The sequence below is a fragment of the Sporosarcina siberiensis genome, assembly GCF_042681925.1.
Classification (GTDB): Bacteria; Bacillota; Bacilli; order Bacillales_A; family Planococcaceae; genus Sporosarcina; species Sporosarcina siberiensis.
The window spans coordinates 39,238-52,840 of sequence record NZ_JBHUGI010000037.1; the positions used below are offsets into that span (position 1 = coordinate 39,238).

Genomic DNA, 13,603 nt, shown 5'->3' on the forward strand with positions numbered 1-13,603 from the left:
TTTGGAGGGGGAAGTATGTTATTAACGGTTAGTGATGTATCGAAAAGTTATCGTAAGGGACAACCGGTTCTTCATAATATTGATGTAACTGTTGGTGCAGAAGAAATTGTTGGACTTGTCGGTGAAAGTGGTAGTGGAAAAAGTACATTAGCGCGACTGATTATGCAGCTTGAACCTACGGAATCAGGTTGCATAGTATTCGATGGACTACCGATAACAAAGCGCTCTAAAAAAGAGTTTTATAAGAAGTGTCAAATAATTTTCCAAAATGCATCTTCTGCACTTAATCCGTCATGGACGGTTAGGGAGATACTCATGGAACCTTTGCGAAGTCAAAAAATGGATCGTGAACAACATATTCAGAAAATGCTTGGAAATGTCGGTTTATCGAAACAACATTTGAACCAACGTCCTTCCGAACTTAGTGGCGGGGAAAGACAACGAGTTAACTTACTGAGATCTATCCTAGTCAATCCCAAATTGCTAATATGCGATGAAATCGTTTCAGATCTGGACCGCTTAATTCAACGAGAAATTGTTGATTTATTACTTGAGCTAAATCGTACAACCGGTATGGCCATTTTATTCATATCACATGACTTGCAAATTGTAGAGTATTTATGCAATCGGATATATGTGATGAAGAATGGTGAGATCATTGATGAAAGCAGTAAAATAGAGAATGAGTTTGAGTTTTCTAGTAGTTATTCAAAGAAACTATTTGGTAAGTAATTATGTAGTATACATTTGCAAAAAACACTAAATTCTACTCATTTGGTGTTTTTATTTTGTCGACCATCTATTTAGATGCATTCATCATAAGGAATTCTTATCGTATAGCGGGCGAACAATTGAATATCCTAATCCCTCAAACAAACGTATACTGAGGGAGGGGGGTGGTGTGTAAATGGAATACATAGCATTATACTTCATCGGAATGGTAGCGATGACACTAGGTACGCTTGCGGGTGGAGGTGGCTTAATAACTGTACCGGCAATGTTGCTAATGGGTTTCCCGATTCACTCGGTCATTGGGGCAGGGAAGATTTCGACAACAGTAAGTTCGTTTACGACATTTTTAACAGTCCTTTTAAAAAAGCAAATTACGTTCAAGGAGTCCTTTTGGATTATTCCGGCTTCGCTTACAGGTGGACTTGCGGGTGGTTTTATTGCCACGAGATTGACCGAGAGTACAATGTATACCGTGGCCATTATATTATTGATTTTTGCATTTTTTACTTCATTCTTTTCCAAAGCAGACTTTTTAGGTAAGGAAGATCTTCGGCCAACGAAAGTTGCTGTTCCAGGTTTGGTGGGGATCGGGTTATATGATGGAATGTTCGGACCAGGTCAGGGAACATTACTATTATATTTGTTTAATCATTTACGCATTTCTTATATGAGGGCAATTGGTTTCGTTCGACTCGCAACTTTTTCAAGCGGATTTGGAGCGGCGATTAGTTATATTGCTATGGGTAAAATAATTTGGCCAATTGCATTCGCTCTAATGGCAGGTTCCTTATCAGGTGCGCAGATTGGCGTTCGAATCGCGGAGAAATTGAATCCGAAGCACGTTAAGCTGTTGTTGCGTATCGTTACAATTGGGCTGATTATCCAACTTATTGTGAATAGCTTCTTTTGATGAATGCCTCTTTCTAATATGGAAGGAGGTATTTTTGTGTCCAAAATATTTAAATTTCAATTACTTTTGCATTTATGTTTTAAATAGTGTACTATATAACTAATACACTAGGGGCGGATGGAGGTAAGTAAATAAATGAAACGATTGTATGGATTGCTGAAGAAAGAATTCGCCTTAATGAAAGGTTGGCTTTATGGAACCTTACTGATTAGCATTGTTTTAATGGCAATCGCAGGGATTGGTACATCGACGAGGTCCGTTGAATGGATCAATAATTCGATGATATTTGGATTCGTCTTTTTGGTCTTAATCTGTATTTATTTGTTTATACCAATGATTGTTTTATTGGAAAGCTTGAAGACGGAGTGGCAACGAGCAGATATTTGGCTTCATTCACCAAGCACTATTTTTCAATTGTTTGGCTCGAAAGTACTATTTTCTGGGTTTGTTGGATTGATAAATATAGGTACTTCAGTTGTTCTGTTTCTGGTTTATGCAGGTATTTTCGGGTCACCGGTGGATGAGTTATCTTTCAATGACCTCATAATTTTTATTGCAATTTTAGTATATTCGTTTTATACAATCTCTTTATTGATTATGTGTTTAGGTTTGTTTTTCAGGGTGCTTTATCACTTAATAAAGCCAACAATGAACAGTTTTGCAATGCCAGTCCTGGTTCTTCTCTTTATCGTTTTAGCGTGGACAAATGAAAAAGTAAAATCGACAGTTTTATATCAAAAGATTACTACTTTGGGTCCAATTGGTGATCCATTGAAAGAACCTTTTTATCTTGAAAAAGGTATGTTTTTTATAGGACCTACTGAACCGGTTATTTATTCGGGCGAGATATTATTAAGTCTCGTATATCTTGTGATTCTATTTGTGGTATCGGCTGTGCTATTTGAAAGGAAAGTGAGGTTATAGCATGGAAAAGACTTTGAAAAAAGGCAGTTGGAAAGGTTTGTTTCAGAAAGAATGGATGTTTTCAAAATGGGAAGTCTTGACGCTTATCCTATTAAATAGTGCCGTCGTAACCCTATTGCCTTTTGGTATAAAAAGCGCAGTGGACATCCCGCAAGACTTTTCGGACGGCATGTCCATCTTTACGGGATTATGGCTTGTGGTGCATATATTTTTAGGGTTAAAACTATTATTCACCAGCTTGAAAGGTGAGATGAATCGACCGGATGTGTGGTTGCATTCTCCCGCATCAATCTATCAAATCGTTGGAGTAAAAGCATTATTTGCTGCTTTTGTAAATGCGATTATGCTTTCTGTAGGCGGAGGATTACTTGGTATTTCTTGGTACTTAAATGAAGCGAATCGAATCCTTTCATTGACGGATGGGACGCTCGTTTTAATAAGTATCCTTATTAAGATATTTTTAATTTCAATCGTTGTCATGATGACTGGTTTTCTATTTTTGTCTATCTATTATGTAGTGAGGTCGCGTTATAGGAATTTCACTGCACTCATTATATTGTTGCTGTTTTTTGTGGGTGCACTCCTGTTGGAGAAGGTTAGGATTCTTAATGTCTTTAGTGCACTGACAGATTTTGGCCCCGTCCGATTGACGAACGCCAATTTTTATGATGAAACGAATCATAATCTGTTTTCATTGCTTGTTCCAGATGGAGTTATCTTCACGATAGGCGGACTGTTCGTATACGGTGGAATAACTGCGGTTTTATTCATATTGGGTGCTGTGTTGCTTGAAAAGAAAGTGAGGTATTGACGATGGGCATCGACTTTCTTCCAGACAAACCAATCTACCAACAGCTCATCGAACGTATTACGGGGGATATTATTCGTGGCATGCTTAAGCCGGGTGAGAAATTGCCATCTGTGCGTGACTATGCTCTTGAAGTTGGAGTGAATGCGAATACGATGCAGCGGGTATATAAGGAGTTGGAGCAAATGGAAATCACCGAAACGAAAAGGGGGCAAGGTTCTTTCGTAACGGAAGATGTAAAAAAAATTGCTTTGCTTCGAGATGAAATGAAGGAACAACTTGTTCAATCGTTTATTCAAAATGTTGAAGCACTTGGCTTTACGACAGATGAAATGGTTGCTCATTTAACAGAACGGGGTGGGGAAAATGATTGAGTTAAATAATGTCTCGAAAAAATACGGCGGTCAGCAAGCGATCATCGACGTGACGTTTACACTTCCAATAGGAAAAATTATCGGTTTGGTCGGGGAGAACGGGAGTGGCAAGACTACACTTCTAAAATTAGCCGCAGGTTTAATAACACCAGATTCCGGCACTGTGCAGTATGATGGGCGTCCAATTACGCGAAGGATCGCAACAGATATCGCATATATGCCAGATGCTGATTTGTTTTACCCGTATTTTACCGTTGGACAATTATTCGATTTTTATGAGTCACAGTTTGTTGATTTCGATTTAATTAAAGCGAAAGAAATTGCGCAGTTCTTAGATCTAAATTTGAATTCGAAAATAAAAAATTTGTCCAAAGGGAACCGTGGACGGGTGAAAATTGCGGCGACGCTTGGTCGTGAAGCCACTTATTATTTGTTGGATGAACCGTTCTCCGGGTTGGATCCAATGGTGCGTGAAGACATTGCGAAGGGACTTATTCGCTATACGGATACGGAGAAACAAACAATTCTTCTATCTACACATGAAATAAAAGAAGTGGAACCTTTGCTTGATGAAATCGTAGTCCTAAGAGGGGGAAAAATTTTGGCGCATCAAGCGGTGGATGAAATTAGAGAAGTACACGGGATGGATGCCACATCTTGGATGATCTCGTTATTTAGGAAAGGAAGTTGAGTATGCAACCAGTTGTAGAACTAAAGAATTTATCGAAAACAATCGGGAAGAAAAAAATTATCGATGATCTTAATTTGTCGCTCTATCCAGGTCAAATCACAGGATTTCTTGGTCCAAACGGGGCAGGTAAAACGACTACTATCCGTATGATGGTAGGACTTATGAGCATTACAAGTGGAGATGTCCTGATTGAAGGTGTGTCGCTTTCGGATGATTTTGAAGGCGGACTATCAAAGATTGGCGTTATTGTAGAAAATCCGGAAATGTACAAATTCATGACAGGTTATAAAAACTTAGTTCATTTTGCACGCATGCACGAAGGTGTGACGAAAGAGCGCATTGACGAAGTAATTAACCAAGTCGGCATGCAAAATAGGATACAAGAGAAGGTTTCTACCTATTCGCTTGGAATGCGACAAAGATTAGGGCTGGCGCAAGCTTTGTTACATAGGCCAAAGTTTTTAATATTAGATGAACCGACGAACGGGCTAGACCCGGCCGGGATTCGCGAGTTTCGAATGTATTTACGGAAAATTGCTGACGAAGAAGGCGTTTCTGTATTTGTTTCGAGTCATATGTTGTCAGAAATTGAGCTTATGTGTGACCGGATTGCCGTTATACAAAACGGTAAATTAATTGATATTAAAGAAGTGGCGGAGGTTCAGGAATCGCATTATTATATTGAAGCGATGCCTTTGGAAACTGCCGAAACTTTCTTTCAGGCGAAAGGCTTTACTGTGGAATCACATAAAGATGGGTTTATTATCAATGCAGAAAAACCACAGATTCCTGGACTCATTCAGGAACTGACGACACTTGAACACCAGATTTTTATTGTTCAACCGCATCGTAAAACGCTTGAAGATCAGTTTTTAGAAATGACAGGAGGTGGCCAGATTGCTGAAGCTCATACAAAATGAATGGATGAAGTTGTGGAGTAAAAAAGCAACTTGGATTATGGTCATCCTTTTGGCAGTAATGATTATTGGACTTTCGGGACTTGGAAAGTTTATGGAAGGGCTTAATGACAGTTCTGCTTGGATAGAGGACCAGAAAGTTGAACTTAGCCAGGTAGAGAAGGAACTTGAAGCAACGGACTTAGCGGAAGATAAAAGGGTGGAGCTCTTGCAGCAACAAGAAGAACTTCAGCAAGATATCTCCTTTAATGTTGAATACAATATACCATCCACTCGGGAAAAAGCGATTTTGGATACTTCGGGTGTAATGTCACTCGTGATGCTCTTGATGATTGTTGTGTCGGCTGGCATTGTAGCAACTGAGTTTTCAACAGGAACTATTAAGATGTTGTTATCCCGTCCAGTCAAACGATGGAAAATACTCACTTCAAAATATTTGACCGTTTTATTGTTTGGTTTATTACTCACTGTTGTAACGTATGTTTTTAGCGTCATAAGTGCGTATATCTTTTATCCGGCCGCGGAAGGAAGTTCTATTTTATTCAATAACTCGGAAATAGCAATCAGTGCTGTGTTCGGAGAATCCATTTACTTGGTAGTGCTCTCTTTTGCATATGTGTGTGTCATGGCGACGCTTGCGTTCATGATTGGCTCCGTTTTCCGCTCATCAAGTTTGGCAATTGGGATATCGATATTCTTATATTTCACAGGCACGATGATTGTTATGTTCCTTCAAGATTATGCAATTGCAAAGTATCTTGTCTTTGCACACGGTTTGGATCAGTATGGAATGGGTTATAAAATGTTGGAAAGCAACACGATGCCGTTTTCGATTGCCGTTCTTACTGCTTATGTAATCGTCTTTTTGGGAATTAGTTATGCAACTTTTGTAAAACGTGACATTACTGCTTAAAATAAGAAAAAGCTCTCCGCATATGCGAGAGAGCTTTTTTGTGTCGAATTATTTATGATTTGCGAATGTACGAACAAGACCAGCTACGTTACCAACGATGATAAACGCGAACATTGTAAACATGATGTATAAAAACCACATGAAAAATTCACTCCTTTTTATCAATAAATCCTATTTTCCATTATACCACCAACGTCGACGACGGGCAATGCAATCGACGAGTGAGTGGTGTTGATTTTTGTCGGGTTGAAGGTCCTGGTTTGCGGATATACGTGTGGAAGTGTCGGATATATAGCTCAGAGTGTCTGATATCCACTCCAAACTGTCGGATATCTAGGTGCGGCTGTCGGATATCAGGACATATTTGTCGGATAAACTAAGTTTTATTCGTTTTCAACGCATATCGGCTTGGCAAAATTCGATTTTCAGAAAACGCATAGTTTAATTCGTCTTTTTATGCTACGATCGCTTGAGGAGGTGAACCAAATTGAATATAAAAAGGAATTCGATGCCTTATAAAGTATATGGATTGGAAGCGCTCCTGAATCGTTTACCTAGCGAGCACTCAAACTATGCTTATCTAGCTGAGGAGCTTCGTATTACACGCGCAGGGGTGAATGGTGAGAAAGTTTTGTCGAATATATTTGATAAGTACACATTTTACGATGAGCATTACATTTTTCATGGTTTAAATTTAAAGTCATCTGGACATTTCCAAATGGATACATTGTTTTTATCAAAAAGAGGTGCTTTTATTTTAGAAATGAAAAACATTGCCGGGCTAATTAGTTTTCCGGCGGAGCAGAACCAACTTAAAAGGACTCTTGAAAATGGACAAGTAAATATGTACGAATGCCCATCCGTCCAGCTGGAGAGAAATCAAATGCTCCTGGATGATTGGTTTAAAGCACGTGATTTTAAAGTTCCTATCCGTGGTGCTGTTGTATTTCCAAAAACACAACAACAATTTGTAAACATACGTGAGAACTTGAAAGTTCTATTTCCCCTTGAAATTCCTGTTTACTTAAGAAACATTGAAGAAACTCCCTCGGTCCTACAAACTCAAACTCTGACCTCGATAGTAAAAGAGCTTACAGTTGCTCATCAGGAATACAATCCATTTCCCATATGCAAAAAATACACTATCGATAGTAAAACAATCAAAAAGGGTGTGCGTTGCAGCAAATGCGGTGTTCACGGAATGAAGTCGATTTCACACGGTTGGGCCTGTGAAATATGTAACCAGATCGATCGAACGGGACATATTCAGGCAATTCTGGAGCGTTTCATGTTAATTGGAGGCCCTATGACCAATATGCAATGTCGTGAATTTCTGCATCTTTCATGCGGAGATAAGGCCAGAAGATTGATGAAGAGAATGAGTATTTCCTATAGTGGGGTCAACAAAGGAAGAATATACGATATGAGACTGGAAGAAATTGCATCGCATTTGCTGAAACTTGAATAATGGGTGGTCTTAAGGTCCTGGTTTTCGGATATAAGTGTGGAAGTGTCGGATATATAGCAAAGAGTGTCGGATATAACTGAGTGAGTGTCGGATATACAGCAAAGAATGTCGGATATACCATCTGAAGTGTCGGATATGCTGTTTTTCGACACAAAAAAGGACAACCCTCACAGGGTTGTCCTTTTTTGTGTGAAAATTATCGTGTGTTTTGTTGTTTAAGCAAATCACGAATTTCTGTGAGTAATGCTTCTTGTGTGTCGATTTCAACAACCACAACCTCTTCAACAACTTCTTCTTTACGTTTAAGCTTCATGAGTAAACGTACTGCGAAAAAGATAGCAAGTGCGATGATAATGAAATCGAAAATGGATTGAATGAACTCTCCATAAAGAATTTCGGTTTCTTTATACTTGTAAGCTAACCCTGTGAAATCCACTCCGCCTGTAAGAAGTCCAACTAACGGCATAATAATATTTTCAACGAGTGAAGTAACAATCTTTCCGAAGGCGGCACCGATTACAACAGCAATAGCAAGGTCCATTACGTTGCCTTTGAGTGCAAACTCTTTAAACTCTTTTAACATACTAATCTCAACCCCTTTCATCAATATTTGAAGAGCATAGTCCGACTCTATAAAACAATTAAATTTTATAGAAAACATAAGACTTTTTTTATAATACCCATATATTAATAAGATATACATGTTTAGATAAAGATGATTCATTAGAACTATAAAGCCGCTGTATATTCAAAGGCTTATGCTCAAAATCTTGCATTTAAAAATGATTGTACTATATTGAAAAATCTGGTAATGTTGAAAATACCAGCGTGTCCAACTATTCAGTTGATTTAAACAACTGCTCAAATATGGACTGAAAAAATGGATACTTACTCATTAAAACATCAAAAGAGGGGAAGATGATTGTAATGTTATTGAATTCATTTAAGAAGGAAAATGTAAAGAATGGGGACAGTCAATTATGAATAAAAACAATGTAAAAAAGATGTTTCTGTTTCTCCTTATTACAATGGTTGTCTTTACACCGTTATCATTTGGTAATTCGTCCCCATTTACAGAAACATCTAATGTATCCGCAAATCAAGTATCTAGTGAAACACAAACATTAAATGAAAAGATAAATGTGTTATTGGCAGATGAACGTCTCAAGGGCTCGATAACTGGAGTAAGTGTACGAAATGCGAAAACGGCTGAAGTTGTGTATTCACAGTTTGGCGATATTCGGTTACGTCCAGCTTCTAATATGAAGTTACTGACAGCTGCAGCTGCGTTAGAAACATTGGGTTCTGATTTTCAGTTCTCAACTGAGGTGTTAACGGATGGTCAAGTACGCGGACAAGTTCTCCAAGGAAATGTCTATTTAAAAGGTAAAGGGGATCCCACGCTACTGAAGGAAGATTTTGATCAGTTTGCGAAGGATTTAAAAGCACAAGGAATTCATAAAATTAAAGGCGATTTAGTAGGCGATGATAGTTGGTATGATGACGTTCGTTTATCCGAGGATTTAAACTGGTCAGACGAGTCTAATTATACAGGCGCACAAGTTTCTTCATTAACATTGTCACCAAATAATGATTATGACACGGGCACGGTTATTGTTGAAGTGAACGCAGGTACAAAAGTTGGTGAAGAAGTTAAAGTTACACTTACACCAGCAACTGATTATGTGAAAATAATAAACAAAGCAAAAACAGTGGCAAAAGATGAACCTAAAAAAATATCCATTGAAAGAGAACACGGAACAAATAACATTGTAATTGAAGGAACAATCCCTGTAGATGGAAGCAGATCTAGATCATGGACTTCTGTTTGGGAACCGGCCGGATATGTAGTAGATGTGTTCAAAAAATCACTTGAAGAGAATGGTGTTTCATTTGCAGGAAATCCGAAAAATAAAGTAGGCATCACTCCTGAAAATGCTACTATCCTTACAACGAAAAAATCTCAACCTTTAAATGAACTTCTGATTCCATTTATGAAGTTGAGTAACAACGGACATGGTGAGATGCTCACAAAAGCGATGGGTAAAGAAGTTCATGGTGAAGGAAGTTGGGACAAGGGAATTGAGGTTATTAAAGAAGTTGTGACTGATTTAGGAATGAATGGAGATACCATTCTTCTACGTGACGGTTCTGGTATGTCGCATAAAAACTTTATACCTTCCAATGATTTGACTCAAATGCTCTTTGCTGCACAAGGACAAGACTGGTTTTCTGATTTCAAGGCTTCTTTACCAGTTGCTGGTGAACCGGACCGTTTTGTTGGTGGTACATTAAGAACTCGAATGACGGGGCCGTCAACAAAAGGAAATGTTATGGCGAAAACAGGTTCTCTAACTGGAGTTGCTGCGCTTTCAGGTTATGTAACATCTAAAGATGGAGAAGAACTCATTTTCACAATAATTGTTGACCATAGCTTCGCCAAATCTGTAACACCTGTCATCGACTCGGTAGTTACTACTCTAGCGGACCATGTATTTAAATAAGTACCCTTTTCTGAGAGACATCCAGAGGCATAAAGTCTGGATGTCTCTTTTTGTATCTTTATGACTTAAAAGTATAAAGATGCATTCAAATTTATGGTCGTGCTTCGTAATTAATCTTGTAGAAACAGTTAATCTAATCAAAATTTTGCAATTTCACTTTGTGTAGATGTAAAATAGGATTCGAGAATGATATTCTGTAGATTTTAACGGGTATATAATGAAGGGAGAATGAAAAATGTTCATACGTTCAATCGAAACTTTCCAAGTAGCTGTTCCGTTGACCAAGCCATTTAAGACAGCACTACGGACTGTTCATACGGCTCATGCGGTTTATGTGAAGGTAACAGGTGATAATGGGTTTGTAGGATGGGGAGAGGCTCCACCGACACATGTGATCACTGGAGATTCACTAGGCAGTATTACATATGCAATAGAAGAAGTAATTGCTCCACAACTTATCGGACTTGATGTCAGACAGAGTGAAGTAATCTTCAGTGCTTTAAAACGATCCATTGTCCGCAACACAAGTGCGAAGGCTGCAGTTGATATGGCACTTCATGATTTATTGGGCCAACTTGCGGGGATGCCGTTGTATCAGTTGTTAGGGGGCTATCGTCACGAAGTCGAAACCGATTTTACAGTCAGTGTAAATGATGCTGCTGAAATGGCAGACGATGCGGAACGTTATATTGCAAACGGCTTTGATGTATTAAAAGTAAAGGTTGGTATAGGTGATATAAGTGAAGACATTGGTCGTATAAAAGCCATTCGCGAACGTATTGGAAGTGCTCCGAAAATTCGTCTTGACGCAAACCAAGGATGGAATGCGAAAGCCGCAGTTCGTGCAATTGGGATGATGGAAGATGCGGGACTCGATATTGAACTGATTGAACAACCTGTTCTTGCAGATGATATAGAAGGTTTAAAATATGTCACTGAGAATACATTGACACCGATAATGGCGGATGAAAGTGTCTTTTCTCCTAAAGATGCACTGCGTATCCTTCAGTTGCGTGCTGCCGACCTCATTAATATTAAGTTGATGAAATCAGGTGGTATTCACGAAGCATTGAAAATTAACGCACTTGCGGAGTCGTATGGTGTGGAATGTATGGTAGGTAGTATGATTGAAACGAAACTCGGAATTACAGCTGCAGCACATTTTGCAGCGAGTCAACCGAATGTGACGCGCTTTGATTTTGATGCTCCGCTGATGCTTGCGGAAGATATTGTCGGTGGCGGCATTGAATATGAAGGAAGATTAATCCGTTTACCTAAAACGCCAGGTCTGGGACTTGTAAAAGAACAAATGGAGCGTATTGGAAAAGGAGTGGAGTAACGAATGGTAAATTCAGCAAACTCTTGGCATTGTGCGGTTTCGGTTGCTTCAGTATGGACGTCCCCGGAATCTGCTCGAGATATTGATGAGCTTGGGTTAACAAATCCTGTTCAATTAAATAAATGGCTTGAAAAATTGTCATACGAACCTCGTCTTGATCTTTGTGACGGCAATCGTATTCAGACGCAATTATTATACGGAGAGCCCGTTCTTGTTGAAGAGATAGTAGGGGATTGGGCAAAAATCATCGCCGTCTGGCAACCTTCAAAAAAAGACGAAAGAGGATATCCAGGTTGGGTACCACTTGCGCAGTTAAAAAAGGCGGAACCAATTCATGCGGAAGGTTTCGCAAAAGTAACTGTTGATAAAGCACAAGTGTTGGATGCCAAAGAGATACCTACAATCGTCGTGCCTTTAAATACGATACTTCCATATATAAAGGTAGAAGGAGATTATATACATGTTTCAACGCCTCATGGAGAAGCATTGCTTCTGAATTCGAATGTGATTATCTCTGAGTCCATTCATCAGTTCGAGAAACATTCTTCGGAAGCAGCAGTAGAAAAAGGACTTGAGTTCCTTGACCTCCCTTACTTTTGGGGTGGTATGTCCTCCTATGGTTATGATTGTTCCGGTTTTACATACAATATGTTTTTTGCGTGTGGACATTCAATTCCAAGGGATGCGGGAGACCAAGCGAAAAGTGGTATCGAGATTCCGATGGAACAGGAAGAGTTATGGAAAAAAGGAGATTTACTATTCTTTGCAAATGATAACGGAAAAGGGAATGTCCGTCATGTCGGATTTTATTACGGTGAAGGTTTACTCCTACACTCACCTAAAACGGGGAAATCTGTTGAACTTTTAAAACTCATAGGTTCATACTTGGAAAAAGATCTTTGTGGAGTTCGAAGATACGGCGAATAATCTAATATAAAGCTTTGTGGATCTAAAATTCTTGCATAGCCGTCCCGAATCCTAGGACGGCTTTTTTAGTGTTAATACTCTTCAGCGTCTTGTGGAAACCATCGATAAATGGACAAATCTATTTTCCCGTTCGAAGTAAAAACAACTCCTTCTTTTTCAAGAAAATCTCTTTGATGAATTCCTTTCGTTTCAGCTTTTTCAGGTGTAGAAATCCCTCCTTGTGCATTGATGATTCGATGCCATGGGAGTTCGTATTTTTGACTCATTGAATGAAGAATGCGAACAACTTGTCTTGCGCCCCTTGGACTCCCAGCAGCAGCAGCAACTTGTCCGTATGTCATTACACGGCCAGGGGGAATTTCTGTAATGATTCGAATAGCCCGTTCTGTAAATAAATTCATTGCGATGCCTCCTAATTTCAAAATTATTGGACGTAAGTTAACTATAGTATACTTAGTTACAAGCATACTTTGAAGGGATGATAACGGTATGAATGTTAGCGATTATCTAGCAAATAATTTTCCGGAAAACGTGCTCAGAGGTAGTCTAATCACTGACTGGCCGGCTAAATTGCATTTTGATTTGGCAAAAGGTATTTATCAGTTCAATGCAGATGGTACTTACAATGAGGAAATGTTTCAAGTAGCCAATCAAGAAGCGATGAATGTCATAAATGAAATGATTGATGAAGAGGATGAATTGTTTTTCGTTATTAATGTTTATTGGAAAAGAAGCTATGAAAAAACACGGATTTTAACAAACTATTTCACAAATAAACAAGTGATATTTAAAGCAACTTCTGAACAGTTTCCAATGTTGTCTGAAGATGAACCGGCCTTCACACGGATTTCGGTCCCGTGTAGAAAATCAGATATCAAGTTAAAAAAACTTGTGGAGGCTATTGGAAATGAAGATTTCAACAATCGTACACCGCGATTTATTCGTACAAGTAAAAACAGATACCCTGAAGTTTATCTAGTGAATCGAACAAAAGATTTGTTTGTGTATATGTACGATGATCGCGGTATTGAAGTTGTTTATAAAGAGTTTGAAATGATTCCTCTTAAGAAAGCTCACCGGTAGTTCTGCAACCTTT

15 protein-coding genes are annotated in these 13,603 nt (G+C 38.8%); 13 read left to right on the forward strand and 2 right to left on the reverse strand.

Features of this window, described 5'->3' with window-relative positions; translation table 11 throughout:
• The first annotated feature begins 15 nt into the window (after positions 1 to 15).
• From ACFSFY_RS16580 to ACFSFY_RS16620, 9 genes are all read left to right on the forward strand, one after another.
• On the forward strand, positions 16 to 732 hold the full coding sequence (locus ACFSFY_RS16580) for an ABC transporter ATP-binding protein (protein WP_381540002.1): 717 nt from the start codon (positions 16 to 18) through the stop codon (positions 730 to 732).
• Between the two features lie 175 nt (positions 733 to 907).
• Positions 908 to 1,642 (forward strand): sulfite exporter TauE/SafE family protein, encoded by a 735-nt coding sequence (locus tag ACFSFY_RS16585; RefSeq protein ID WP_381540003.1) that lies wholly within the window; start codon positions 908 to 910, stop codon positions 1,640 to 1,642.
• Positions 1,643 to 1,777: 135 nt separating this feature from the next.
• Positions 1,778 to 2,566, forward strand: a complete 789-nt coding sequence (locus tag ACFSFY_RS16590; protein WP_381540005.1) for a hypothetical protein — start codon at positions 1,778 to 1,780, stop codon at positions 2,564 to 2,566.
• Between the two features lies 1 nt (position 2,567).
• Positions 2,568 to 3,377, forward strand: coding sequence for a hypothetical protein (locus ACFSFY_RS16595; protein WP_381540007.1), 810 nt, complete (start codon positions 2,568 to 2,570; stop codon positions 3,375 to 3,377).
• Positions 3,378 to 3,379: 2 nt separating this feature from the next.
• Positions 3,380 to 3,748 (forward strand): GntR family transcriptional regulator, encoded by a 369-nt coding sequence (locus ACFSFY_RS16600; RefSeq protein WP_381540009.1) that lies wholly within the window; start codon positions 3,380 to 3,382, stop codon positions 3,746 to 3,748.
• Complete coding sequence (locus ACFSFY_RS16605; protein WP_381540011.1) at positions 3,741 to 4,439, forward strand: ABC transporter ATP-binding protein; 699 nt, start codon at positions 3,741 to 3,743, stop codon at positions 4,437 to 4,439. Before ACFSFY_RS16600 ends, ACFSFY_RS16605 begins: the two co-directional genes overlap by 8 nt.
• Before the next feature lie 2 nt (positions 4,440 to 4,441).
• Positions 4,442 to 5,359, forward strand: a complete 918-nt coding sequence (locus ACFSFY_RS16610) for an ABC transporter ATP-binding protein (protein ID WP_381540013.1) — start codon at positions 4,442 to 4,444, stop codon at positions 5,357 to 5,359.
• Positions 5,337 to 6,269: an ABC transporter permease gene (locus tag ACFSFY_RS16615; protein WP_381540015.1), complete on the forward strand. Its 933-nt coding sequence runs from the start codon at positions 5,337 to 5,339 to the stop codon at positions 6,267 to 6,269. Before ACFSFY_RS16610 ends, ACFSFY_RS16615 begins: the two co-directional genes overlap by 23 nt.
• A 487-nt stretch (positions 6,270 to 6,756) precedes the next feature.
• Complete coding sequence (locus ACFSFY_RS16620; RefSeq protein ID WP_381540017.1) at positions 6,757 to 7,737, forward strand: nuclease-related domain-containing protein; 981 nt, start codon at positions 6,757 to 6,759, stop codon at positions 7,735 to 7,737.
• A 196-nt stretch (positions 7,738 to 7,933) separates the two neighbouring features.
• On the opposite strand, the gene mscL is transcribed toward ACFSFY_RS16620, so the two are convergent.
• Positions 7,934 to 8,320, reverse strand: a complete 387-nt coding sequence (mscL, locus tag ACFSFY_RS16625; RefSeq protein ID WP_381540019.1) for a large-conductance mechanosensitive channel protein MscL — start codon at positions 8,318 to 8,320, stop codon at positions 7,934 to 7,936.
• Positions 8,321 to 8,717: 397 nt separating this feature from the next.
• Between mscL and dacB the strand changes: the two genes are divergently transcribed.
• The 3 genes from dacB to ACFSFY_RS16640 all read left to right on the forward strand — a co-directional run bounded on the left by dacB (position 8,718) and on the right by ACFSFY_RS16640 (position 12,507).
• Positions 8,718 to 10,241 (forward strand): D-alanyl-D-alanine carboxypeptidase/D-alanyl-D-alanine endopeptidase, encoded by a 1,524-nt coding sequence (gene dacB, locus ACFSFY_RS16630; RefSeq protein WP_381540021.1) that lies wholly within the window; start codon positions 8,718 to 8,720, stop codon positions 10,239 to 10,241.
• Positions 10,242 to 10,476: 235 nt separating this feature from the next.
• A complete protein-coding gene (locus tag ACFSFY_RS16635) occupies positions 10,477 to 11,580 on the forward strand; it encodes a mandelate racemase/muconate lactonizing enzyme family protein (protein WP_381540023.1) in 1,104 nt (367 codons plus the stop codon).
• 3 nt (positions 11,581 to 11,583) lie between these two features.
• Positions 11,584 to 12,507: a C40 family peptidase gene (locus ACFSFY_RS16640; RefSeq protein ID WP_381540025.1), complete on the forward strand. Its 924-nt coding sequence runs from the start codon at positions 11,584 to 11,586 to the stop codon at positions 12,505 to 12,507.
• A 71-nt stretch (positions 12,508 to 12,578) separates the two neighbouring features.
• On the opposite strand, the gene ACFSFY_RS16645 is transcribed toward ACFSFY_RS16640, so the two are convergent.
• Positions 12,579 to 12,908: an MGMT family protein gene (locus ACFSFY_RS16645; protein WP_381540027.1), complete on the reverse strand. Its 330-nt coding sequence runs from the start codon at positions 12,906 to 12,908 to the stop codon at positions 12,579 to 12,581.
• 88 nt (positions 12,909 to 12,996) lie between these two features.
• On the opposite strand from ACFSFY_RS16645, the gene ACFSFY_RS16650 reads away from it, so the two are divergent.
• Entirely contained in the window at positions 12,997 to 13,590 is a 594-nt protein-coding gene (locus ACFSFY_RS16650) for a DUF3885 domain-containing protein (protein ID WP_381540029.1), read from the forward strand.
• The last annotated feature ends 13 nt before the right edge of the window (positions 13,591 to 13,603 follow it).